The sequence below is a fragment of the Aurantimonas sp. E1-2-R+4 genome, assembly GCF_036549515.1.
GTDB classification, from domain to species: domain Bacteria; phylum Pseudomonadota; class Alphaproteobacteria; order Rhizobiales; family Rhizobiaceae; genus Aurantimonas; species Aurantimonas coralicida_A.
This window is the reverse complement of record NZ_JAZHLK010000017.1, coordinates 54041-77988: the sequence shown is the minus strand read 5'-3', so window position 1 is coordinate 77988 and position 23948 is coordinate 54041. Positions and strand designations below refer to the sequence as shown.

The window sequence follows — 23948 nt, the reverse complement described above, 5'->3', positions numbered from 1 at the left end:
TCGCCCACTGCTGCGCAGCTTGGAACAAGCTCGTCGATCAGCCCTGGAAAATCACGTCCATCGGAATGCGAGATTGGGCGCATGGGTCTTGATCAGCGCCCGTTGGTATAAGAATTGCTCGTCAAGGGCGTAGCCGGCACCGCGAACAGTTCGGATCGGATCTCGCTCGCGGCCGCGATTGATTGCCTTGCGCAGGCGTCCGACATGGACGTCGACGGTGCGCTCATCCACATAGATGTCCCTGCCCCAGACGCCATCGAGCAGCTGCTCGCGGGAGAACACCCGCCCTGGGGACTGCATGAAGAACTCCATCAGCTTGAACTCGGTCGGGCCGAGCTTGATCTCGCGGCCGGCCCGGCGAACCCGGTGGTTCTCCCGATCGAGGTCGATATCGCCGGCGGTCAACAGCTTGGAGATTTTCTCGGGCTTTGCCCGCCGCAGCATTGCCCGAACCCGTGCGATCAGTTCCGGCGTCGAGAACGGCTTGACCACGTAATCGTCGGCGCCGACCGACAGGCCGCGCACGCGTTCGCTTTCCTCGCCGCGGGCGGTCAGCATGATGATCGGAAGTTTCTCGCTCTCGCCGCGCTGACGAAGTCTGCGGCAAAGTTCGACGCCGGACAAACCCGGCAGCATCCAATCCAGGATCAGGAGGTCGGGTAATTCTTCCTTGAGGCGCAGGTCCGCCTCGTCGCCCCGGGTAATGACGTCGACCTGGTAACCTTCGGCTTCGAGATTGTAGCGAAGCAGGACGCCGAGCGCGTCCTCGTCCTCCACCACGACGATGCGTGTGGCCATGTCCGTTTACCCTTCGGGGCCGGCGGGCGGCAGGTTGGACCCCTGCTGCACCAGGGACGGAGTGCTGTCGCCTTTCGGCCGCTCCGCCGCCATCTGTTCGCCGGTCTGGATATAATAGATCGTCTCGGCGATGTTGGTCGCGTGGTCGCCGATACGCTCGATATTCTTGGCGCTGAACAGCAGATGCGTGCAGGCGGTGATGTTGCGCGGATCTTCCATCATGTAGGTCAGCAGCTCACGAAAGATCGAGGTGTACATCGCGTCGATCTGCTCGTCATTGTCGCGAACCGCCATCGCCCGAAGGTGATCGTGTTCGCCGTAGGCGTCGAGCACTTCCTTCAGCTGCACCAGCGCCAGCTCCGACAAATGCTCGATGCCCCGCACGAGTTGCACCGGCTGGGAATGGTCGTGCACGGCGATCACACGCTTGGCGATATTCTTGGCCAGATCGCCGATCCGCTCCAGATCGTTGGAAATGCGGATGGCGCCAACGATCTCGCGCAGGTCGACGGCCATCGGCTGGCGCTTGGCGATGGTGCGGATCGCCCGCTCGTCGAGGTCGCGCTGGGCCGCGTCGAGCAACACGTCATCGGCGACGACCGACTGCGCCAGATCCCAGTCGCTGCGCATCAAGGCCGCGACCGACTGCTCGACCATCCGCTCGGCCTGGCCGCCCATCTCCGAAATCCGGCGCACGATGAATTTGAGTTCGTCCTCGTAGGACGTGACGGTATGCTCGGTCATCTGCCGCTTTCCTCATAGTTTTCGTTCAGCCGAAGCGCCCGGTGATGTAGTCTTGGGTGCGCTTGTCGTCGGGGTTGGAGAACATTTTCTCCGTCGCCCCGACCTCGACGACGCGGCCCAGATGGAACATCGCCGTGCGCTGCGACACCCGCGCCGCCTGCTGCATCGAGTGGGTAACGATCACGATCGTGTAGTTCTGCTTCAATTCGTCGATCAGTTCCTCGATCTTGGCGGTCGCGATCGGATCGAGGGCCGAACACGGCTCGTCCATCAGGATCACCTCGGGCGAGACGGCGATGGCGCGAGCGATGCACAGGCGCTGCTGCTGACCGCCAGACAAGCCGGTCCCCGGTTCATCGAGACGGTCCTTGACCTCCTCGAACAGGCCAGCCTTGCGAAGGCTGGTCACCACGATCTCTTCCATCTCCGTCTTCGACGTCGCCAGGCCGTGGATACGCGGTCCGTAGGAGACGTTGTCGAAGATCGACTTGGGAAATGGATTGGGCTTCTGGAAGACCATGCCGACCCTGGCGCGTAGCTCCACCACGTCGATGTCGGGATCGTAGATATCCCGGCCGTCGAGCGTGATATGGCCTTCGACCCTGGCGATGTCGATCGGATCGTTCATCCGGTTGAGACAGCGCAGGAAGGTCGATTTCCCACAGCCGGACGGGCCGATCAGGGCGGTGACCTGACGCTCCTCGATGTCGAGATCGACGTCGAACAGGGCCTGTTTCTGGCCGTAATAGACCGACACCTTTTCGCCGCGCATCTTGACCGTACGGTTGGGTCGCACCGCCGCTCCCTTCGCTGACGTCGTTTGCATATCGTCCATCATGGCGGATTCCTGTCGCAAGATCACCAGCGCCTCTCGAAACGGCGGCGCAGAAGAACCGCGGTGAGATTCATCACTGTTAGGAACATCAAGAGCACGANGATTCCTGTCGCAAGATCACCAGCGCCTCTCGAAACGGCGGCGCAGAAGAACCGCGGTGAGATTCATCACTGTTAGGAACATCAAGAGCACGACGATCGCGGCGCTGGTACGCGCAACGAAGCCGCGCTCAGGACTGTCGAACCAGATGAAGATCTGGGTCGGAAGCGCCGTGGACGCGTCCACGATGCTGGATGGCGCCGACGTGATGAACGCGTTCATGCCGATCAGCAGCAAGGGTGCGGTTTCGCCGAGTGCCTGGGCCAGACCGATGATCGTTCCAGTCAGGATGCCGGGCAACGCCACGGGAAGAACGTGGTGGCCGATGACCTGCATCTCGGAGGCGCCAACGCCCCTCGCCGCTTCACGGATCGACGGCGGCACGCCCTTGAGCGCGCTGCGCGTCGTGATGATGATGGTCGGAAGCGTCATCAGCGCCAGCACGAGCCCGCCGACGAGCGGCGCGGAACGGGGCAATCCGAAAAAGCCCAGGAACAGCGCAAGGCCCAGGAGGCCGAAAACGATGGACGGCACCGCGGCAAGATTGTTGATGTTGATCTCGATGAAATCCGTCAGACGGTTCTTCTTGGCGTATTCCTCCAGATAGACCGCGGCGCCGACGCCGAGCGGCACGGCCACCACCAGGCAGACGAGCAGCAGGAAAAACGAGCCGATAATCGCGCCCTTGAGGCCGGCCAACTCCGGAAAGCGGCTGTCGGCATTGGTGAACAGGCCCCAGTCGAATTTGGAGCGGATGCGCCCGGCCTGATCGAGCGCCTGATACACCTCGATCTGCCGGTCGCTGAGCGGACGCCGGCTGGCGTCGACGGTGGGATCGATCACGCCCTCATAGAGCTGCTCATAGGGGTCGGATACCGGAACCCACACATCGAGCCCCTCGGTAACGGCGGCGCCGGCCGCAGCGATCGCATCCTCGACGTCGTATTGCGCGCCGTCGCTGAGGATCGAGGTGATCTCGCGGCGCTCCTTGCGACCCTCGGTCGCCGGAAAGAACGACAGAATCGCATCGTTGGCAGCCGAGCGGGGGCTTTTTGCCGCCGCCTCCTCGACGCTGGAAAAGGGCGGTATTTCGATGCGGACCTGGGTCTGCGTCCAGGCGCCCATGGACGAGCTGACGACCGACCCGACCAGGATCGCGAGCATTGTGAGGGCGAACAGGATCGCCACGATCCCGTACAGCTTGAGACGCGTCTGCGCGGCCTTGCGCCGTTTCAGGCTCGACCGAACCAATTGCTGCGTGCGGGAGGACTCGCCGCCGGAAGACACGATCTCAGTCATATTGTTCCCGGAAGTGCTTGACGACCTGCAGCGCGATGAGATTCAGGCCGAGCGTCGCGATAAACAGCGTCAGACCGAGACCGAACGCGGCGAGTGTCTTGGGGCTGTCGAATTCCGTGTCGCCAGTGAGCAGCGAGACGATCTGGACTGTGACCGTCGTGACGCCTTCCAAGGGGTTGGCGGTCAGATTGGCGGTGAGCCCCGCAGCCATCACCACGATCATCGTCTCGCCGATCGCCCGGCTCGAGGCCAGGAGAACACCGCCGACGATGCCCGGAAGGGCCGCCGGTAGCACGACGCGCATGACGGTTTCGGCCTTGTTCGCGCCGAGGCCGAACGAACCATCCCGCAGCGACTGCGGCACCGAATTCAGCGCATCGTCGGAGAGCGAGGAGATGAACGGTATCAGCATCACGCCCATCACCAGGCCGGGCACGATCGCCGCCGTCGGCGAGACGGAGACGCCGACCACCTCGCCGGCCCCTCGGATCGCCGGAGACACAACCAGGACCGCGAAGAAGCCGTAGACGATGGTCGGGATCCCAGCCAGGACCTCGATGAGTGGCTTGACCAGGCCGCGAACCGCCCTCGGCGCGAATTCGGACATGTAGATCGCCGCGAACAGCCCGACGGGCAGCGCGACGATCATCGCGGTCGTCGCGATGACGAAGGTTCCGACGAAGATCGGCACGGCGCCGAATGCCCCGGTGCTGCCAACCTGATCGGCACGAATGGCGATCTGCGGGTCCCATTTCGTTCCGAAAAAGAACTCGATCGGCGAGACCACCGCGAAGAACCGGAACCCCTCGAACACCAGTGAGAAGAAAATTCCTGCCGTGGCCAGAATCGACACGGTGGCGCAACCGATCAGAAGCCATTTCAGGATCCGCTCGGCATTGTTACGCGCCTGGAACCGCACCCGGACCCGCGCCAGCACCCAGGCAATGGCGCCGGCACCGATAAGCAGGAGGAGCCCCGCCAAAATCCACCGCGACAGGGTGGCAGCGCTTTTGAAGCGCTCCGCGGCGGCCAAAACCGCCGCACTGGGCTCGCCGAAGGTAATACCCACAGCGGCCTGCCGGACCTCGCCGACGATGAGGCTGAGCCGTGATGGGCTCAGTCCGTCCGTCACTGACGACGGCAGCAGCGTGCGAATATAGGCGTTCAGGATGGCCGGCTCGAGCAACAGCCAGGCGACGATCAGCGCGAGACTTGGCACCAACACCAGCAGCACCGCCAGATATCCGTGATATTTCGGAAGCGAGTGGAGCCGCGCTTCGCTCGCCGCGCCCGAACGGCGTGCCTTGCGGCTGGCAAGAATGAAGCCGGCGATGCTCAACAGCACCGGAATGGCGAAGATGATGCTCAGCGGCACGGCCAGGCTCCGTTGGGGTCCCGCCGACCCGGATAGGCCGACGGGATTGCTTGAAGGCGTAGGCTAGGAAACGCCGGATGTCAGCCCTGAGGAGCTTCCATCGAGCCGCCGTTCACAGTCTTGTCCTGGATCTCTTTCAGCTTTTCGTCCTTCAGCGGGACGAGGCCGCGGTCCAGCAGATAGCCATCCTGTCCCATCGCGTTTTCGCTGACATATTCCGCGACGAACTCGTTGAGGCCGGGAATCGCCTGACGGTGTGCATTCTTGATGTAGACGAACAGCGGACGGGATACCGGATACTCGCCCGATTCAACGGTCGTCTCCGACGGCGTGACGCCACCGATCTCCGCCCCCTTCAGCTTGTCCTGATTTTCGTACAGGAAGGAATAGCCGAAGATGCCGAAGGCGCTCGAATCGGACTCCAGACGCTGGACGATGAGGTTGTCGTTCTCGCCGGCTTCGACAAACGCGCCGTCGGTGCGCATGCGCTGGCAGACTTCGGCCTTGCGGTCGTCTTCGAGAGCTTCGACTTCGGCAAGCTCGCCGCAGCCTTCTTCCATGACGAGTTCGACCCAGGCGTCGCGGGTGCCGGACGTCGGCGGCGGGCCGTAAACCAGGATCGGCTCGGCGGGCAGCGAAGCATCGATCTCGTTCCAGCTCTTGTACGGATTGGCCTTGATCTCGCCATCGACGGGCACTTCGGCGGCAAGCGCCTTGTAGAGCTGCTCTTTGGTGACGGACAGATCCGGGCCGTTCTGCGACGACGCGAGCGAAAGCGCGTCATAGCCGAGCAACACCTCGGTGATGTCGGTCACGCCGTTCTTCTGGCACAACTCCCACTCGGACGGCTTCATGGCACGCGATGCGCCGGTGATGTCCGGGGTCTGAGCGCCAACGCCTTCGCAGAAGATCTTCATGCCCCCGCCGGTACCGGTGGATTCGACAACCGGTGAGGAAAACTCCGACTGGTTCGCGAACTGTTCCGCGACGGCCTGGGTGTAGGGAAAAACAGTCGAAGAGCCGACGATTTGGATCTGATCACGGCTCTGCGCGCCAGCCTGGCCGGTCAAAGCGATTGCGGTGCCGAGCGCAAGGCCGGCGATGAGTCTGTTGTTCACGGGAAGATCTCCTTGAGGAGTTTCGTTGAGAACCGAGCGTTGAATTGCCACCCTGCTTGGCGGCTACGGTTCGCCGTCACCTCTATCGACGTCGCACGAACTCTATATGACACCTTGAACTCAGTTTTATGACGCCATAACCCATTGATTATTATTGTATTTTAAGATTGCACTGACGTTCGTCTCGGATCGGGAAAGCGCGCCGTGAAGACCGACCCTTCACCGATACGCGAGACGACCAGAAGCCGACTGCGATGGCGCAGGAGGATATTGCGGACGATCGACAGGCCGAGACCGGTGCCGTGCTTGGCGCGCGAGCTGCCCACATCCACCCGGTAGAAACGCTCGGTGAGCCGCGGTACGTGCTCGGCGGGAATGCCGGGACCGAAATCGCGAACCGAAGCGTTGATCACCGGCTCGCCCCGTTCGCTAGTTCGGGACAACTCCATTTCAACGCGCTTGCCACTCTCACCGTATTTGCAGGCGTTCTCGACGAGGTTCGAGAACACCTGGATCAGTTCGTCCTCGTCGCCGGCAACGACAAAGGCGCCCTCAGGAGTGGAAAAATCGATCGTCATACCAAGTTCCGCAGCGAGCGGGGTCAAGTGCGATCGGACCTTGTTCAAGACCGCCACCAGATCGGCGGTCGCCGCGATGGGCACATGCCGTTTCATCTCGATTCGTGACAGCGACAACAGATCGTCGATCAATCGCGACATCCGCGCGGCCTGCTCCCGCATGATCTGCAGAAAGCGCTCGCGCGCGGCGGCGTCGTTGCGGGCGGGGCCCTGCAGCGTCTCGATGAAGCCGGTCAGCGACGCCAACGGCGTGCGCAGCTCATGGCTCGCATTGGCGACGAAATCCGTCCGCATGCGCTCGATCTGCAATTCCGCCGTCCGGTCGCGGAACAGAATCAGGAAGAAATGCGGCCGCTCGCCCTGATGCGGCGGAATCGCCACGATCTCGACTTGCCAGGTTCGCTCGGGCCGCCGCTCATCAAGCATGGCATAGGCCGGCTGAAGGCTTGCGATTGCGCCCTCGATAGTGCCCAGCAATTCCGGCGAGCGGAAGCGAAGCGAAATCGGGTCCCCGAGCGCCATATTGCCGAAGGCGACCAGCGAGGCCGGGTTCCGGTAGCGCAGCAGCATCGCTCGGTCGACGATAAAGCCTGGCTCCTGAAGCGCCTCGACCACTGCCTTCATGCCCCGCGCCGGCCAAATCGACTGCCCTCCATCCGCGGCGGGGGCTCGCCCGCGGGCCGCTCCACGTCCACGAGGCCAATGCATGACAAGCATGAGCAGAACGAACACGAGCAGCGCGCCGACCGCAGCCTCGGGAACCCACCAGGCGAGTGCGCCAAGCGCCACGGCCGCGGCAAGGCTCGTGCGTTTGGCACGGCCGGCCTTGGTTGCGCCGGTGGCGCCGGGGCTGAGTTCGTCTTCCGAACGTCCGGTCAAAGCCATCGGCATGCCTTTGCCGGGAAATTTGCGAATCGCAATGAAAACAGCATGGAGCGAGCCTACGACGGTCCCGTCAGATTTTCATGACGAGGTGGCGGATTGCGTCGCCGCGCCGCGGCGGCTGCGCCGATCCATCATTCGATCGGCCGAAGGCGAAACCCGTAAACATTGAGGTCGCGCGCGTTTCCGCCGACGCCAGGACCGATCGCAAGCTGCGCCGGTCCGTCGACACCTGCCGGCACATCCATGTCGAACACGAAGGTTTCCTCCCCGATTGTCGTCGAAAAGCGCTGCCGGCCACAAACCGTTTTGCCGGCGAACAGGCACCGGATGGTAAACTCGCGAGGCGTATCGTCCGGCGAGCCGACGGTCAGTTCGCCGCGCGCCTTCTGGCCGGCCAGTCGTGCAACGATACCGGGTCCGATCAGCAGCGCGATTTCGGCCTCCTCCGTATCAGCCGGCCCCTCGATCTGGACGGCGGCACGTCCGCCGGCGCCGTCGATCGCTTTTACCCGGCCACCGGTTTCGGCCGACACGCGGTCGATTTGACCGCCGGCGAAAACCTCGATCCAGTTTTCCTGAGAGGCCCCAGCCGCGACTCCGTCCGAAGATCCGACACGGACACGCCGTCCGGTGGTTTCCTGCTCCGACCCGACAGCCGTCGGGTCTGATGACGTGCGGGACAGTGCGAACCAAGCGGCCACGGCAACGAGCAGCAAAATCACGAGGGCGATCACCGAAATGGCGAGACGCCGGTGCGCCCATCGCGCCGGCGGGGCGCGACGACCACCCGGCGACCAGGCATCGTCGGCCGGCGCGATCCGATCTTGCTCCGGGTCAGTTAAAATCGGCACGGTGTCGATCCCGCGTTCCCCCGCCGGCCGCGCGGCGCCGGCCGCAGTCGCCTGCCGCATCGGTGCGTCGAGCCCGCCGGGGGGCGACTCGGCGACAAAGGGAGATCGGCCACCACCGGATGTGGCAACCGCGACATCGGCCGGGATTGCCTCCCCGCCTTGCGAGTCTCGATAGGCAGCCGGAGGATAGTCGACTTCGATCGCCTCGATCGCCGCCATCAACTCGTCGCGCTGGCGATTCGCCTCCGCCTCGTCCTGATTCTTGTCGGTCACCACGCGAATCATCGCGCGCTCGGCCGCCTCGTAAACCTTGACGCGGAAATCCGGATCGGCCGCGTTGCCCTTTTCCAGAGCGCGTCTGACGCCCCGTTCGATCGCGCTGATCACGATTTTCCACCCTTGTCGGTAAGAAAAGCTGCGCCTCCTTCGATATATAGCAAAAGAGGCAAGCACGGCTTGTACCGGGGGGCGTGGCGGCATTCAATCCCGCATCTGCCGTGCACAGCCGCTCCTTGGGTGGCGGCTCGCGAAATTGACGTCACTTTGCGGTGGAGAATGTCCCGCCACGAACAAGCCCCAAACGAACGAGTCAGAGATGTCATCAAAGCACGCGCCCGAGCTTCCCAACCGCATCGCCGATCACGGGGTGATTGGAGACATGCGGACGCTGGCGCTGGTCGCCATGGACGGAACCATCGACTTTTTCTGCCATCCGAACATCGACTCGCCGACGCTGTTCGCCGGCCTCCTGGACCCGAAGAACGGTGGTTTCTTCCGGCTCACGGCGGGCGGAGGCACCGACGAGCGCAAGCATCGGCAGATGTATCTGCCGGACACCAACATTTTGATCACGCGGTTTCTGGACAATGACGGCATCGGCGAGGTCTGTGATTTCATGCCGGTCGACGGCTCCGGCCGCATCGTGCGCCGCGCCAAGGCGATCATGGGTGCAGTCACCTTCGAGCTGACGATCGCGCCACGGCCCGACTACGGCCGGCGCGCGCCTGTCATCCAGCCGATCGAAGGCGGCTTCACCGTTGGGTGGGAGGGGTCGAATGACATTGTCTATTTCTATACGAGAATCCCCCTCGAGATCGACGGCGAGAACGTTCACGGAACCATTCAATTGGCCGAGGACGAGACCTGTCACGTGGTCTTCTGTCCCGGCCGTAAGGATCAGCCGACGGTCGATGACGGCTACGTCGCCAAGGTCTCCTCCCGAACCCGCGATTACTGGCACGAATGGGTCGAGAGCGGCACCTATCCGACCTATTGGCGTGATCTCGTTGTGCGATCGGCGCTGACGCTCAAGCTTCTGACCTCATCCGAATACGGCTCGATCGCCGCCGCCGGGACATTCGGCCTGCCCGAGGTGATCGGCGGCGAGCGAAATTGGGACTATCGCTTCACCTGGGTGCGCGATGCCGCCTTCACCCTCTACAGCCTGTCACGCCTCGGCTATTACGACGAAGCCGAGGCATTCGTCCATTTCCTCATGGTTCGGGCCGTGGAAACCGGCGAATCGGGCCTGCAGATCATGTACGGCATGGACGGGTCGGAGCAGCTGCCGGAATCCAATCTCGATCATCTCGAAGGGTATTTCGGTTCTCAGCCCGTACGGATCGGCAACGAAGCCTACAGCCAGCGCCAGATGGATATCTACGGCGAGTTCATGGACGCGGTCTATATCGCATCCAAGGCCCGCGGAAAGCCCGCCTATTCCGTCTGGAAGAAGCTGTCCGGCATTCTCGACTGGCTCTGCGACAATTGGCACCTGCCCGACAAGGGCATCTGGGAAAGCCGGGGCGAACCGCGGGAGTATCTGTCATCGCGACTGATGTGCTGGGTGGCGCTCGATCGTGGCATTCGTATCGCCAACGACCAGTCGATGCCCGCCGACACAGCTCGCTGGCGCGGCCAGCGCGACCTGATACAGCAGTCGATTCTCGAGGAATTCTGGGATCCGGACATCGGCGCCTTTACCCAGTTCAAAGGCAGCAAGGGGCTCGACGCCGTCGTACTGCTCATGCCGCTGGTCAAGTTCATCAACCCGCGCGACCCGATGTGGACGTCGACCCTGAAGGCGGTCAAACGCCATCTCGTTCACGACTGCCTGGTCAAGCATTACATCAACACCGAAGAGAACCACGACGGCCTCGATGGGGAAGAGGGCGCCTTCACCATCTGCTCGTTCTGGTACGTCGAGGCATTGGCGCGGACCGGATACGTCGCCGAGGCACGGCTGCTGTTCGAAAAGCTCCACACCTACGCGAACCATCTCGGGCTCTATTCGGAGGAGCTGTCTTCGGCCGGCGACCATCTGGGCAACTTCCCGCAAGGCCTGACACATCTTTCGCTGATCTCTGCAGCCATTTGGCTCGATCGCGCGTTGAACGGTGATAGACAAGACCCGAACCATTTCGAGTTCCAGATGCTGGAGGATCCAGATGGCGTCTTCTGACCTGCACAGCCTTGCCGGACAGACTGCGATCGTCACCGGCTCCTCGTCGGGTATCGGCGAGGCCACCGCGCGGGAACTGGCGCGGGCCGGTGCCGATGTGGTCATCAATTTTTATGGCTCTGACCAAGACGCCGACACCGTCGTCGCAGACGTCCGCGCGCTCGGGCGACGCGCCATCAAGATCGCGGCGGACGTCTCCAACGAGGCCGATGTCATCGCCATGTTCGACGAAGCAGAAACCGAACTCGGGCCGATCGACATCGTCGTGTCCAACGCCGGCGTGCAAAAGGATGCTCCCCTGACCGAGATGAGTCTCGACGACTGGAACATGGTGATCGGAGTTAATCTGACCGGCGCTTTCCTGGTCGGGCGGGAAGCGGTGCGGCGGTTCCGCCAGAAGGGACTGCGCGAAGACGTCAGCCCGGCGCTCGGCAAGCTCGTCTTCGACTCCTCCGTTCACCAGTTGATCCCTTGGGCCTTTCACGTCAATTACGCCGCTTCCAAAGGCGGCGTCGACATGCTCATGCGCTCGATCGCCCAGGAGGTCGCGGCCGAGAAGATCCGGGTGAACTCGATCGCGCCCGGCGCCATCGCAACGGCCATCAACGCTGAGGAGCGCGAAAACAACCGTGACGCGATGCTCAAGCTCATTCCCTACGGCCGAGTTGGCGAGCCGGCCGATGTCGGCCGCACCGTTGCCTGGATGGTATCCGACGCGGCCGATTACCTGACTGGACAGACCATTTTCCTCGACGGCGGCATGACGCTGTATCCCGGCTTCAAGGGCAACGGCTGAACGGCCGGCATCGAGGAAAAACCCCCGCCCTGCCCTTTCCTTTCGCATCTGCTATGGAGGCGCGTTCAATCGCGTCGTTTCGCACGGCTCGCGACCGACGCAGCAAAAGGAGAAGCGCCATGGCCCTGAACGGCAAGGTTGCGATCGTCACCGGCGGTGCCAAGGGAATCGGCTATGCGATTTCGCGTCGCTTTCTCGAGGACGGCGCCAAAGTCGTCATCGCCGACGTCGACGAAAAAGCCGGCACCGCCGCCGCGGCCGAACTCGGCAAACTCGGCGAGGTCCGGTCGATCGTCTGCAACGTCGCCGACCGGCTGCATGTCCACAACCTCCTCGCCGCAGCGCTCGACCAGTTCGGCGACGTCGATATCCTCGTCAACAATGCCGGTATCGTCCACAAGGCGGACTTCCTCGACCTCGACGAAGAGGCGTTCGACCGCGTGCTGAACATCAATCTGAAGGGATCCTTCCTTTGCGGCCAGGCGGTTGCCCGTCATCTGGTCGAAAAGGTCAAGGCTGGCGGCGCCCCCGGCGCGATCGTCAACATGTCGTCGGTCAACGCTGTCTTCGCGATCGCCGACCAGGTCGGCTATTCGGTCTCGAAGGGCGGCGTCAATCAGTTGACCAAGGTTATGGCGCTGTCGCTGGCGCCGCACGGCATTCGCGTCAACGCCATCGGTCCCGGGTCAATCATGACCGACATGCTGCGCGCTGTGGCAGAGGACAAGGAAGCCTCGCGGCGCATCCTGTCACGCACGCCGCTGGGCCGGATCGGCCAGCCGGAGGAGATCGCGGCGATCGCCGCCTTCCTGGCGTCTGACGACGCCAGCTATATCACCGGGCAGACGATCTATGCCGATGGCGGCCGTCTTGGCCTCAACTATACGGTGAATGTCGCGGAGGAGGACTGATCGCCTCGATCACCCTTGGATGGAGCGACGGCGCCGGATTGCTCCGACGCCGCGTCATTCTTCCGATCGGTCTGACGGACTGCTTCAGCCCTGCTCCTCGCCGTCCTCGGGCTCGCTGCTGCGCATCGAGGTGAGCTTGGCGAACACCGCGGCCGCATCCAGCTCCTCGTCCTCGGCGGCGGCTTCGCCGCGGCCCCAATTCTGCGTCTGCGACGCCGACAAAAGCCGCTCTTCCTCCGCCAGTTCTTCCGGCCGCACGATACCGCGAGACGCTTTTTCCACTTCCAGGTCGAGATTGATCTGCGTGCACAGACCAAGCGTTACCGGATCCATCGGCTGGAGATTGGCGGAATTCCAATGGGTCCGATCGCGAATCTGCTGGATGGTGTTCTTGGTCGTACCGACCAGACGCGAAATCTGCGGATCCTTCAGTTCCGGATGGCTGCGCACCAGCCAGAGGATCGCGTTCGGCCGGTCCTGGCGCTTGGAGACCGGCGTATAGCGCGGCGCCTTGCGCTTGGCTTCCGGCACACGCACCTTGGGCGCCGACAGCTTCAGCTTGCGATTGGGGTCCTTCTCCGCCGCCTCGATCTCGTCGCGCGATAGCTGCCCGGTCATAATGGGGTCGAGCCCCTTGATGCCCTGCGCCGATTCGCCATCCGCGATCGCCTTGACCTCCAAATGATGCAGCGTGCAGAAATCCGCGATCTGTTCGAAGGACAGCGAAGTGTTGTCGACAAGCCAGACGGCCGTCGCTTTCGGCATCAATAATTGCTGTGCCATGAATACAATCCTCCTTAGTGCCTGCCCCGGGAGGCAAGCCGTGGATGTTCAACCACATGTCCGGGAATTCGGCCGCCCTTATAGGCGCGTCGCTGCGGCGACGCAAGGAAATCGAAACGAATTATCGGGGCCGGAGGATCGATGCGGCGCGGGCAGCGGCAACGTCCGGTCTCGCGGCCGAGTACCACGTTGCGGTTGCAGCGCAAACGAGCAAGCCGGGCGACGACGCCGAGTACCGAGATCAGATTTGCGGCCAGCCGCGCCTGACGGACACGGCGGCGCTCCCTTCGGCCGATCCGCAACCGCGGAGCCTTTCACGGCACGCGAAAGGACGGCGGTCGCCCCAGATCGAGACGAACGCCGACAGTGTCACTTGATGGTGATCGTGCCGAACATGCCGGCTTCCTTGTGCCCGGGAAGCGCACAATCCACCGGGATATCTTCGCCGGTTTGAACCGGTACGATGAACCATTCGACCTCTCGCTTCGGCCCGACTTCGATCTCAGTCACAGGACCCTTTATTTCGGCGACCAACTCTCCGGCAGGGTCCGTGATCTCCACCTTACGCGTGAAAATCTTCTCGATGAATTCATGGCCCTCGAACTCGTGCTTCACGTCGTCGACGTTTTTCAGCACGATCTTGTAGGCCTTGCCGGTTTCCAACTCGATGTTGTCCGGCTTGAAATACATCTTGTCACCGGATGTGCCCATTTCGATGACGATTTCCGTTGGGTCCGCCCGACTGAGGTCTCCGGCGGCCTGCGCGGCCGACGACAACAACAACGCGGCGACCGGAAGCAGAAATGCAATCCGTTTCATCTGATGATCTCCTTTAAATAACTTCACCTCTTGAATGCTACGTCAAACGGCGCTCGCGGCTATTGACCCAAATCAACGGTGGTTCGGTTTATTCGATATCCGCATTCTGCCGTAGGGGATTCGGAGGCATTGGGGGGCGCGTGCGCGCGGCCGCGGCTATACGATCGCGGCGCGGTTTAGGCGCCGACCTCGATCGGCAAACCCGCCGCTTTCCATTCGGGATAACCGTCTTCCAGGCGTCGGGCTAGAAGCCCGTGCGAACGCAACGCGGCGACTGCCTCGAAGGAAAAGACGCACCAGGGACCGCGGCAATAGGCGACGATTTCATGGCTCGGATCGAGTTCGCCAAGCCGCGCCTCCAGCTCGCCGGGAGGGACGTTGATCGCGCCCGGCAGATGGCCGGAGGCGAACTCGTCCGCCGGGCGGACATCCAGGACAGTGACCCGGCCGTCGCTTGCGCGGGCCACCAACTCCTCGCGCGTCACGGGCTCGAGCGTGTCCCGCGCGTCGAAATACGATCGCTGGATCTGTGCGACTTCGTCGAGGGTTCGCGTCCCCAGCCGCGAAAGCGCCGCCATCAGATCGAGCACCGCGTCGTCGGCGAGACGATAGCGCACGAATTTGCCGTCCCGCCGCGCCGCGACCAGGCCGGCGCGCTTCATCTGCTGGAGATGATGCGAGACATTGGCAAGCGGCAGCCTCACCCGCGCTGCCAGCCCTTCCACGCTTCGCTCGCCCTGCGCCAGATGCTCCAGCATCTCCAGCCGATGAGGCGAGCCGAGCGCCTTCGCCACGACCGCAAACTCCGCATAGAGGGCCTGCTTCGGGCCGATTGACATCACCGCCACGCTCTCACTATATCATTCAAAGATTCGTTTGAATGTAATTCGAAGCGGATCATATATCAAGCCACTCGCGCAAAGGATGGCCGCATGACCGAGACCCTTCTGGCAAACGAACCGCTCATCCGCCTATCCGTCTTCCTCGGCATCCTGCTCGCCATGGCGCTCTGGGAGGTTGCCGCGCCGCGGCGGCGGCGGGAAATTCCCCGCCTCCTGCGCTGGACCAACAATCTCGGCGTCGTCGTCGTCGACACGCTCCTCGTCCGCCTCACCTTTCCGATCGTCGCGGTCGGCCTCGCGCTTCTCGCCGAGGAGCGCGGCTGGGGCCTGTTCAACATTTTCGAGGTGCCGGGCTGGATCGCGGTGATCGTGGCGATATTGGCGCTCGATCTGGCGATCTATTTGCAGCACGTCATGTTCCACGCCGTGCCCGCCCTGTGGCGGTTGCACCGGATGCATCACGCCGATCTGGAATTCGACGTGACCACCGGCTTGCGCTTCCACCCGGTCGAAATCCTTCTGTCGATGGGGATCAAGCTGGCGGTCGTCGCCGCGCTCGGGCCACCGGCGGTGGCGGTGCTGATTTTCGAAGTGCTCTTGAATGGCACCGCCATGTTCAATCACAGCAACATCCGCATCCCGCTGGCCGTCGACCGGGTACTGCGATTGTTCGTGGTGACGCCGGACATGCACCGGGTCCACCACTCCATCCACCCGAGCGAGACCAACAGCAATTTTGGTTTCAACGTGCCGTGGTGGGACCGACTACTCGGAACCTACAAGGCACAGCCGAGGGATGGCCACGAAGCCATGACCATCGGCATCGAGCAGTTTCGCACCCGTCGCGATCTCTGGCTCGACCGGATGCTGATCCAGCCGGTCAAGGGACCGGCAAGCGGCTACGCAATCAATCGGAAGCGCGGGGAAAAGGCCGAGGAGGGCCCCCGCGCGGATTGGCCGTGATCGGCTCGACTTTTGCGGGCCTATCGAGCGGCCGCCGACAAGATTTTCTCCCGGCACCGGCCAACCCCATCAGAGGAACGACGCATGAATGAGACCACAGGACATCGCGGCGACAGACCGTGGTCCCGAACCGCGCTCACCGGCTTCGCGCTCGGCCTGGGCGCGATCGCCGGGATCGCGCTATCAGGCATCGGCTACCGGTATGGCTGGTGGCAGGTCACGACCGCGCTGAACATCTCGACCTATGCGGCCTATACGGCGGCGCTCGGCCTCGTACTCTCGGTCATCGGCCTCGCGCGATCGCGTCCCGGCGGCGAGCGGCGCGGCTTTCTGGTGGGGCTTCTCGGTCTCGCGGCCTCCTTGCCGGTGGTCGCGATGGCGGCAGAGTGGGAATACGCCACCCGGGCCTATCCGCCGATCAATGACGTTAGCACCGATATCGAGGACCCGCCGGTTTTCTGGGACATGCCCAAGCCGACCGACTATCCGGGCGGAGAGGTCGCCGAGTTGCAGCGCGCGGCCTACCCCGATCTGGCGCCCCTGGCGCTGACGGTCACGCCCGACCAGGCCTTTTCCCTGGCTCGCGAGCTCGTCGATGACGAAGGCTGGGAGATCGTCGCGGAAGAGCCCGAGGATGGCCGGATCGAAGCCGTCGCCGGCAGTTTCCTCTACGACTTCAAGGACGAGGTCATCATCCGCGTCACGCCTTCGGACGGCGGCGCGATCATCGACGTCCGCTCGCGCTCGCGCACTGGGCGCCTCGATCGGGGAGTGAACGCGAAACGGATCCGCGCGGTCCTTACCGAACTGAAAGAGCGGTCCGGCGACGTCCGGCCTTGAGCCCACGCCGCGCCGGACGATGGCGCGGCACCTTCCCGGTCCGGGAGATTGGTCAAGCGGAGCGAACCGACATGCAACATCTTCTCATCCTGAACGACCCGCCCTATGGCACCGAACGCAGCTTCAACGGGCTGCGCATGGCCCATGCGCTGGCCAAGCACGACCCGGAGGGCACCGTGACGGTGTTCCTCATGGCCGACGCGGTCATCTGTGCGAAGAAGGGGCAGAAGACGCCCGACGGCTATTACAACATCGAGCGCATGCTCCGCCGGGTTCTCAGCGCGAATGGGGGGGGTGCTGCTCTGCGGCACCTGCATGGATGCGCGCGGCCTGTCCGACGACGAGGTGATCGACGGCTCGACGCGCAGCACGATGAACGAATTGGCCGAGGCCACGCTGGCCGCGGACAAGGTCCTGGTGTTCTGAGATTCCTTGGTGCGGATTACGCGGCTTTGTCGGCCCTGAGCACCATGCCGAACAGATCGCGCGGGTCATCCGGATCGGCGATCATGTCGAGCAGGTCGAAGAACGCCGTCGATGCCACCTTCTCGCGCACATAACGAAGCGCCGAAAAATCCTCGATCGCGAAGCCGACCGAATCGAACAGCGTCGTTTGACGCGCATCCCGACGGCCGACCGCGTCGCCAGCGATCACCGTCCACAACTCCGTCACCGGATGATTGCCCGGCAACTGCTGGATCTCCCCCTCGACCCGGGTCTGCGGCGGATACTCGACGAAAATATCCGAGCGCAGCAGGATGTCCTTGTGCAGCTCCGTCTTGCCGGGACAGTCACCCCCGACCGCATTGATGTGGATACCGGACCCGACCATGTTGTCGGTCAGGATGGTCGCGTATTGCTTGTCCGCGGTCACGGTCGTGATGATCTGGGCACCCTCGACAGCGGCTTCCGCGCTGGTGCAGCCGACAATCTCGAAGCCCTTGCCGGAAAGGTTGCGCAGGCACTTCTCGGTCGCCGCCGGGTCGATGTCGAAGAGCCGCAACTTGTTGATCCCGAGCAGCGCCTTAAACGCCATTGCCTGGAATTCCGACTGCGCCCCGTTGCCGATGATCGCCATGCACTCGGCCCCTTTGGGTGCCAGATACTTTGCGGCCATGGCTGACGTCGCGGCCGTCCTGAGCGCCGTCAGGATCGTCATTTCGGACAACAGCACCGGATAGCCGTTGTCGACCCGCGACAGCACGCCGAACCCCGTGACGGTCTGCAGGCCTTCCTTGAAGTTCTTCGGATGCCCGTTGACGTATTTGAAGCCGTAGACCTCGCCGTCGCTGGTCGGCATCAGCTCGATCACGCCCTCGGCGGAATGGGAGGCGATGCGCGGCGTCTTGTCGAACAGGTCCCAGCGCCGGAAATCCGCTTCGATGAAGCCTGCCAGCTCCTGAAGGAACGTCTCCACGCCGACGCTGAGGACGAGCTTCATCATGTTGTCGACGCTGACGAAGGGGACGATGTTGATGTTCTTCGGCGGTTTGGCGGTCATGGTCAGTAGCTCCTGGTGCGGCGGTCGAGGACCTGCCGGCCGAACAGGCTGGCCACGAGGTCGACGATCAATTTCGCGGTGCGGCCGCGTTCATCGAGAAAGGGGTTGAGTTCGACGATATCGAGCGATGAGACCAGGCCGCTGTCATGCAGCATTTCCATCACCAGATGGGCCTCGCGAAAGGTGGCACCGCCGGGAACGGTCGTGCCGACGGCCGGCGCGATCTCGGGGTCGAGAAAATCCACGTCGAAACTGACATGCAGGCGGCCGTCCGCCGCGCGCACCCGCTCCAGAAAGGCGCGCAACGGCGCCGCGACGCCGAATTCGTCGATTGCGCGCATATCATGCACCGTAATGCCGGACTCGACGATGCGGGCGCGCTCAGCCGCGTCGACCGAGCGAATACCTATCATGCAGATGTTGTCCGGCCGGATCGGTTCGTCGAGAGTCGGAACCGCCCCCTCGAACCCCGGCGCTCCCGTGACATAGGCGACCGGCGTTCCGTGCAGATTGCCACTCCTGGTGCTGTCGAGCGTGTGCAGGTCCGGATGCGCGTCGAGCCAGAGCACGAACGGCTCGCGGCCCTCCTGCCTGGCCCGCCGAGCGATAGCCGGCAGGGTTCCGGCGGCAATCGAATGATCGCCGCCCATGAAGATCGGGACATGGTCGCCGTCGAGCGATTGCCGGCAGACGTCGCCGAGCATGGCGATCAGAGCGGCGTAGCTGGCCAGATCGTGAACCGTTGCGTTGGCGTGAGATTTCGATTCGCCGGCGACCGCATGAAAATTGCCCAGATCCTCCACCCGGTGCCCCAACTCGGAGAGAGCCCCGACGATACCGGCGGTCCGCAAGGCGTCCGGCCCCATCAGGCAACCAGCATAGGCACCGCCGGTGTCGGCCGGTGCGCCGATCAGGGCGATGGAGCGTCGAGATGTCATCTGGGTCGCAATCCGAAAGAATTCAGTCCGGATATTCGATCTGGATCGGATGGCGACGACAATGCTAAAAACTGATCAAAACGGGCAGGAAACTTCGCGAAATGGCAAGTAAAAATTCCGAAATGGACGACACCGATCGCCGGCTCGTCGGCGCTTTGCGCCGGAATGCCCGCATGGCGATTTCCGATCTGGCGGCGGAGCTCGGCATCTCCCGCGCCACGATCCGCTCCCGCATGGAGCGGCTCGTGGCGAGTGGCGAAATCCTCGGCTTCACCGTGGTGCTCAGAGGCGACGCCACCGAAATGCCGGTTCGCGGCAACACGCTCATCGAAATCGAAGGCAAGGGAAACGAGCGGATCGTGTCTCGTCTCCGGGGCTTTCCCGAAATCCAGACCATCCATTCGACCAACGGGCGGTGGGATCTGATCGTCGAATTCGGCACCGAAACCCTGGCCGATCTCGACGAGGCGCTCAAGCGCCTGCGCCTGATCGACGGCATCGTCGCCAGCGAGACCAGCCTTTATCTCGCCACCCAGCGCAGCAGCAAGGTAAGCGCCTTGGCGCCAAGATCACCGACCTGACAGGCGCTGCGGGACCGGAGCGCCATTGGCGGCGCCCCGATAGTTCGTGGGCGATCAGCCCTTCGAATGCCGCGTCGTCAGGATGATCTTGCCGATATGATCCGCGTCCATGTGCTGGTGCGCCTTGACGGCCTCGGCAAGCGGATAGGTCGAGTCGATCAGCGGCTTCACCTTGCCATTGGCGAAAAGCGGACCGACCTTTTCTTCGATCTCCCGCGCGATGGCAGCCTTGAACGCGACCGAGCGGTTGCGCAGCGTCGAACCGGTCAGCGTCAGCCGCTTGCGCATCACCAGATTGAGATCGATCTGAACCTCCGGCCCTTTGAGGAACGCGATCTGGACGATGCGACCGTCCTCGGCTGCGACGGCGAGATTGCGGTTGGTGTAGTCTCCGCCGACCATGTCGAGCGTGAGATCGACGCCGCGCCCGCCGGTCGCCTCTCGCAATACCTCGACGAAATCGGCGCTGCGGTAGTTGATGCATCGCTCGGCGCCAAGCTGTTCGGCCGCGCGGCATTTGTCATCGCTGCCCGCCGTCGCGAAGACAGTGGCGCCGAACGCCTTGGCGAGCTGGATCGCCGTGGTGCCGATGCCGGACGTACCGCCATGGACCAGGAAGCTCTCGCCCGCCTTGAGCCCGCCGCGCTGAAACACGTTATGCCAGACGGTGAAGAAGGTTTCCGGAACGCCCGCCGCCTCCTCGATCGACAGGGCGCCCGGCACCGCGATGGCGTTGGTTTCGGCAACGGTTGCGTATTCGGCGTAGCCGCCGCCAGGGACGAGCGCCATGACCCGGTCGCCCAACCCGTGCCGACCTGCCCCCTCCCCGAGCGCGACCACCGTGCCGGCCACCTCCAGTCCCGGCCAGTCCGGCGCGCCCGGCGGCGGCGGATAGGCGCCCTGGCGCTGCAAGACGTCGGGTCGGTTGACCCCGGCGGCCTCGACGGCGATCAGGATCTCGGCCGGTCCCGGCGTCGGGACGGGGCGCTGTCCGGCCTTCAACACCTCGGGGCCACCAAACCCATCGAGGAGAACCGCTGTCATTTCCTGGGGAATCGTCATGAGTCTTGATGTCTCCATGTGTCGGGTTCAGGTGCAAAGGTAGAGAAAATCTTGCGAGGGCGGGCGCGGGTTAATCTTCAGGTAAGGTTTCCAGTGTTTAACTAATCCCGGTCCAGATTGATGCATTGGCAGCTTGATGGATAGACGAAGCGGCTTCCCGCCTCGTTTGACGCCTCCCTGTTGTAAACTCCTGAGAGCCGCTCGCTGCGGCTCTTTTTTTTGCCGGCGATTCACCCGTTAACCGGAATTAACAATTGTGCGGGAGTTCGCTTGCAAACCGGCCGCTCTCGCCGCACCCTTTGACGACGCAGGATGCCTTCGGTATCGCGGCCTGCCGAGAGATCAATTTTACACTTTGGGGGACCGTCGCAGCCGATGACGATTCAGATGACTGGTTCGAAAGACGACGACCACACCATTCGGCTGGCCGAGCACCTCGCCTTCTCGCGATCCTTCCAGCCGCTGTTCAACGAAGGCATGGCGCTCGTCGACGAGACGGCGGTCTATCTCGACAGCGACGGGCGGACCGACGCCAAGGCGCTGTCCCGGCTTGCGGCGACGCTGTATGCGGCCGAATCCATGCGCCTGACCACGCGGCTGATGCAGGTGGCATCCTGGCTGCTGCTCCAGCGCGCGGCGAACCAGGGCGACATGTCGCGCGCGCAGGTCGAGGCCGAGAAGGTCAAGGTTCGGCTCGAGGGCCTGGGAAGCGCCAAGGACTCGCCGCAATATGGCGAGCTTCCCGAAGCCTTCCGCGGCCTCGTCGAGCGTGCCCTCAGGCTGGAACGCCGCATCGCCATGCTCGATCGCGAGATCTACGGCGACGTCTCCCGCGAGAATACGGACGGGAACAACCCGGTCGGCGAGCAGATCAATCTTCTGAAGACCGCCTTCCACGGCTAGCCGCTCTCAGCGTGGCTGGGCAATGGTTGGTAAGGGAACGCTGATCTGGGGCCGCCCCTCAGGACCACCTAAGAAAGCCTCTCACGTCCGTATGAGAGCTTCGTGCGCCGTTCGGACGCACGAAGCCTCCCCACCACTTTTATTGAGAATCGGGCTCCTGCCTTTGCATCGAGCGGAGCGCTTTCAGCGCATCGATCGACAGCGGCAGGCGTGCGGCGTGTTCCAGCTGCTTGCGCTGGAGCCCTGTGACGTCTTCGAGGATGTCGGCATCGACCCTGAGCAAGGTATCGAAGGCCTCGCGCCGCAGCCGCTGGCGGCGGCGCTCCAGACTCCATGACCGCAGCCAGGCGAAGCCGTTCGATGACGTCTGTGCCGAAGCCTCGTCGACGTGTTTCGGAAGAAATGCGGATCGCAGCATGGTGGTCTCCTTTGTCCGAGACCACACCCTGCCGAAACGCTATTGATGAGTCGAACGAGAAGATGTTAGGCTTGCTATGAGATTTTCGAATAGAAAACTCCATTCGCGAGGAATCCGCCATGAGCCGCCCCCTGGCATCGCTACCGAATCTCGACATGGATCTGGCCCGCACCTTTGTCGCCATCTGTGAAAGCGGCAACTTCTCCAGAGCCGCCGAGCTCGTGCACCGCACGCCGTCGGCCGTCAGCCTGCAGGTCAAGAAGCTGGAGGACATGGTCGGCCGCGCGTTGTTTCGCCGCGAGCCGCGAGCCGTCGTGCCAACCGGCGATGGCGAGATGCTGCTCGGCTATGCGCGCAGGCTCTTGCGGCTGAACGACGAGGCGATGGCGCGCTTCCTGGTTCCGCAGATCGAGGGGCGGGTGAGTTTCGGCGCGCCGAACGATTCGGGCATCTTCGCCATTCCCGGCATTCTGAAGCGCTTCGCCTCGACTCATCCGCAGGTCGCGGTGGATGTCAGGCTCGATTCCAGTGCCGAACTCCGGCGTCGCTGCGCAGCGGGAGAATTGGACGTGGCGATCGTCAGTTGCGGCGACAAACCCAATTCTTCGAGCGAGGAGATCTACAGCGAGGCGCTTGTCTGGGTCGGGCTGCGCAAGGGCCGCGCGGCCGAGCAGACGCCCCTGCCTCTGGCCTTGGCCGATCAGGGCTGCTCCTGGCGCGGTCGGGCGCTCGATGCGCTGGACAGCGTCGGAAGGGACTACCGCATCGCCTATTCAAGCGAGCTTTGTCAGGGCCAGATTGCGGCCGTTGAAGCCGATCTGGCGATCGCCCCCCTGCCCGCTAGCGTGCTGTCGTCGACCTTGGTCCGGTTGAACGATCCGTTACGGCTACCGCCGCTCGGCAGCTATCGCGTTTTCATGATGAAGCGGGACGGCGTCGGTCCGGCGGCCGATGCTCTGGCACAGCATGTGTCGGAGAGCTTTCGCGATCTTTCCGACCGCCAGACGCGCATCTTCGCCTGAGCGGCACCCTCTCCGCCGACTGACCCGACGCAAAAAGCCCGGCGCGCTCATCGCGGCCGAGCCGATGTCGTTGCCACGACCGGAGCAATGCTCCAGCCGCAAGCGACAGATTACATGCCGAGGCCTTCGTAGCGCTTCTTGAAGCGCGACACGCGGCCACCGCGGTCGAGAAGGTGCTGGTTGCCGCCGGTCCAGGCCGGATGGCTGGTCGGGTCGATGTCGAGATTCATCTTGTCGCCGTCCGAACCCCAGGTCGAGCGAGTCTGATACTCGGTACCATTGGTCATCACCACGGTGATCGCGTGGTAATCGGGGTGAATTTCTTTCTTCATCGTCTTCGATCCTTGGTCTTGCCGGCTTCTCCGACACGCCGACGCCGAGGCGGCCAAGCCGCTTGCGCGACTCGATTGCCGTGGGGAAAGGGTCGGCGCAATCGCTTCCAAATTCGAGGAGGAGCCTATACATGAGGGCCGGTAGGGGCACAAGGGGCGACCGGAGCCACGCATAAAGGGGAGGCGCGTTTGCG

Annotated in this window: 25 protein-coding genes and 1 pseudogene; 10 read left to right on the top strand and 16 right to left on the bottom strand. The window is 63.4% G+C overall.

The window, feature by feature from the left end:
* Positions 1–51: 51 nt before the first annotated feature.
* The 8 genes from phoB to VQ045_RS10035 form a co-directional block, all read right to left on the bottom strand.
* Positions 52–798, bottom strand: a complete 747-nt coding sequence (gene phoB / locus VQ045_RS10070; protein ID WP_331829994.1) for a phosphate regulon transcriptional regulator PhoB — start codon at positions 796–798, stop codon at positions 52–54.
* Positions 799–804: 6 nt separating this feature from the next.
* A complete protein-coding gene (phoU, locus tag VQ045_RS10065; RefSeq protein ID WP_331829993.1) occupies positions 805–1542 on the bottom strand; it encodes a phosphate signaling complex protein PhoU in 738 nt (245 codons plus the stop codon).
* Positions 1543–1567: 25 nt separating this feature from the next.
* Positions 1568–2377 carry a phosphate ABC transporter ATP-binding protein PstB gene (gene pstB / locus VQ045_RS10060; protein ID WP_331829992.1) on the bottom strand — a complete coding sequence of 270 codons (810 nt, stop codon included), beginning with the start codon at positions 2375–2377 and terminating at the stop codon, positions 1568–1570.
* A gap of 117 nt (positions 2378–2494) precedes the next feature.
* Positions 2495–3775, bottom strand: a complete 1281-nt coding sequence (gene pstA / locus VQ045_RS10055) for a phosphate ABC transporter permease PstA (protein WP_331829991.1) — start codon at positions 3773–3775, stop codon at positions 2495–2497.
* Positions 3768–5150: a phosphate ABC transporter permease subunit PstC gene (gene pstC, locus VQ045_RS10050; protein ID WP_327625166.1), complete on the bottom strand. Its 1383-nt coding sequence runs from the start codon at positions 5148–5150 to the stop codon at positions 3768–3770. The genes pstA and pstC overlap by 8 nt, the downstream gene beginning before the upstream one ends.
* Before the next feature lie 80 nt (positions 5151–5230).
* Positions 5231–6268 carry a substrate-binding domain-containing protein gene (locus VQ045_RS10045; protein WP_327625167.1) on the bottom strand — a complete coding sequence of 346 codons (1038 nt, stop codon included), beginning with the start codon at positions 6266–6268 and terminating at the stop codon, positions 5231–5233.
* Between the two features lie 161 nt (positions 6269–6429).
* Positions 6430–7731 (bottom strand): ATP-binding protein, encoded by a 1302-nt coding sequence (locus VQ045_RS10040; RefSeq protein WP_331829990.1) that lies wholly within the window; start codon positions 7729–7731, stop codon positions 6430–6432.
* A gap of 131 nt (positions 7732–7862) precedes the next feature.
* Positions 7863–8969: a hypothetical protein gene (locus VQ045_RS10035; RefSeq protein WP_331829989.1), complete on the bottom strand. Its 1107-nt coding sequence runs from the start codon at positions 8967–8969 to the stop codon at positions 7863–7865.
* Positions 8970–9177: 208 nt separating this feature from the next.
* Between VQ045_RS10035 and VQ045_RS10030 the strand changes: the two genes are divergently transcribed.
* The 3 genes from VQ045_RS10030 (at position 9178) to VQ045_RS10020 (ending at position 12750) form a co-directional block, all read left to right on the top strand.
* Positions 9178–11043 (top strand): glycoside hydrolase family 15 protein, encoded by a 1866-nt coding sequence (locus tag VQ045_RS10030; protein WP_331829988.1) that lies wholly within the window; start codon positions 9178–9180, stop codon positions 11041–11043.
* A complete protein-coding gene (locus VQ045_RS10025) occupies positions 11030–11839 on the top strand; it encodes an SDR family oxidoreductase (RefSeq protein ID WP_331829987.1) in 810 nt (269 codons plus the stop codon). The genes VQ045_RS10030 and VQ045_RS10025 overlap by 14 nt, the downstream gene beginning before the upstream one ends.
* A 119-nt stretch (positions 11840–11958) precedes the next feature.
* On the top strand, positions 11959–12750 hold the full coding sequence (locus VQ045_RS10020) for an SDR family NAD(P)-dependent oxidoreductase (protein WP_331829986.1): 792 nt from the start codon (positions 11959–11961) through the stop codon (positions 12748–12750).
* A gap of 84 nt (positions 12751–12834) precedes the next feature.
* Here the strand turns inward: VQ045_RS10020 and VQ045_RS10015 are convergent, their stop codons facing one another.
* From VQ045_RS10015 to VQ045_RS10005, 3 genes are all read right to left on the bottom strand, one after another.
* Positions 12835–13533: a DUF1013 domain-containing protein gene (locus VQ045_RS10015; RefSeq protein ID WP_327645880.1), complete on the bottom strand. Its 699-nt coding sequence runs from the start codon at positions 13531–13533 to the stop codon at positions 12835–12837.
* A gap of 369 nt (positions 13534–13902) precedes the next feature.
* Positions 13903–14352, bottom strand: coding sequence for a cupredoxin domain-containing protein (locus VQ045_RS10010; RefSeq protein WP_327645878.1), 450 nt, complete (start codon positions 14350–14352; stop codon positions 13903–13905).
* 176 nt (positions 14353–14528) lie between these two features.
* Positions 14529–15191 (bottom strand): ArsR/SmtB family transcription factor, encoded by a 663-nt coding sequence (locus VQ045_RS10005; protein ID WP_327645877.1) that lies wholly within the window; start codon positions 15189–15191, stop codon positions 14529–14531.
* 93 nt (positions 15192–15284) lie between these two features.
* On the opposite strand from VQ045_RS10005, the gene VQ045_RS10000 reads away from it, so the two are divergent.
* The 4 genes and pseudogenes from VQ045_RS10000 (at position 15285) to VQ045_RS09990 (ending at position 17423) form a co-directional block, all read left to right on the top strand.
* Positions 15285–16157, top strand: a complete 873-nt coding sequence (locus tag VQ045_RS10000) for a sterol desaturase family protein (protein WP_331829985.1) — start codon at positions 15285–15287, stop codon at positions 16155–16157.
* Between the two features lie 84 nt (positions 16158–16241).
* Positions 16242–16997 (top strand): DUF1499 domain-containing protein, encoded by a 756-nt coding sequence (locus tag VQ045_RS09995; protein WP_327625177.1) that lies wholly within the window; start codon positions 16242–16244, stop codon positions 16995–16997.
* A gap of 71 nt (positions 16998–17068) precedes the next feature.
* Positions 17069–17215, top strand: a pseudogene (locus VQ045_RS21985) (DsrE family protein); the annotation flags it as partial.
* Between the two features lie 97 nt (positions 17216–17312).
* The gene (locus VQ045_RS09990; RefSeq protein ID WP_331829984.1) at positions 17313–17423 is read left to right on the top strand and encodes a hypothetical protein; all 111 of its coding nucleotides are present in this window, start codon (positions 17313–17315) and stop codon (positions 17421–17423) included.
* 16 nt (positions 17424–17439) lie between these two features.
* On the opposite strand, the gene VQ045_RS09985 is transcribed toward VQ045_RS09990, so the two are convergent.
* Positions 17440–18498, bottom strand: coding sequence for an ornithine cyclodeaminase (locus VQ045_RS09985; RefSeq protein WP_331829983.1), 1059 nt, complete (start codon positions 18496–18498; stop codon positions 17440–17442).
* A 2-nt stretch (positions 18499–18500) separates the two neighbouring features.
* Positions 18501–19436, bottom strand: a complete 936-nt coding sequence (rocF, locus tag VQ045_RS09980) for an arginase (protein ID WP_442879845.1) — start codon at positions 19434–19436, stop codon at positions 18501–18503.
* Between the two features lie 122 nt (positions 19437–19558).
* On the opposite strand from rocF, the gene VQ045_RS09975 reads away from it, so the two are divergent.
* Positions 19559–20017: an Lrp/AsnC family transcriptional regulator gene (locus VQ045_RS09975; RefSeq protein WP_331829997.1), complete on the top strand. Its 459-nt coding sequence runs from the start codon at positions 19559–19561 to the stop codon at positions 20015–20017.
* Between the two features lie 54 nt (positions 20018–20071).
* Here the strand turns inward: VQ045_RS09975 and VQ045_RS09970 are convergent, their stop codons facing one another.
* Complete coding sequence (locus VQ045_RS09970) at positions 20072–21079, bottom strand: NAD(P)H-quinone oxidoreductase (protein ID WP_331829982.1); 1008 nt, start codon at positions 21077–21079, stop codon at positions 20072–20074.
* 387 nt (positions 21080–21466) lie between these two features.
* Between VQ045_RS09970 and rcdA the strand changes: the two genes are divergently transcribed.
* A complete protein-coding gene (gene rcdA / locus VQ045_RS09965; protein WP_331829981.1) occupies positions 21467–21982 on the top strand; it encodes a protease adaptor protein RcdA in 516 nt (171 codons plus the stop codon).
* Positions 21983–22121: 139 nt separating this feature from the next.
* On the opposite strand, the gene VQ045_RS09960 is transcribed toward rcdA, so the two are convergent.
* On the bottom strand, positions 22122–22400 hold the full coding sequence (locus VQ045_RS09960) for a hypothetical protein (protein WP_327645869.1): 279 nt from the start codon (positions 22398–22400) through the stop codon (positions 22122–22124).
* Between the two features lie 119 nt (positions 22401–22519).
* Here VQ045_RS09960 and VQ045_RS09955 point away from each other — a divergent pair, with 119 nt between their 5' ends.
* Complete coding sequence (locus VQ045_RS09955; RefSeq protein WP_331829980.1) at positions 22520–23422, top strand: LysR substrate-binding domain-containing protein; 903 nt, start codon at positions 22520–22522, stop codon at positions 23420–23422.
* A gap of 110 nt (positions 23423–23532) precedes the next feature.
* Here VQ045_RS09955 and rpmE read toward each other — a convergent pair whose 3' ends face one another.
* Positions 23533–23754, bottom strand: coding sequence for a 50S ribosomal protein L31 (gene rpmE, locus VQ045_RS09950; protein ID WP_327625185.1), 222 nt, complete (start codon positions 23752–23754; stop codon positions 23533–23535).
* Between the last annotated feature and the right edge of the window lie 194 nt (positions 23755–23948).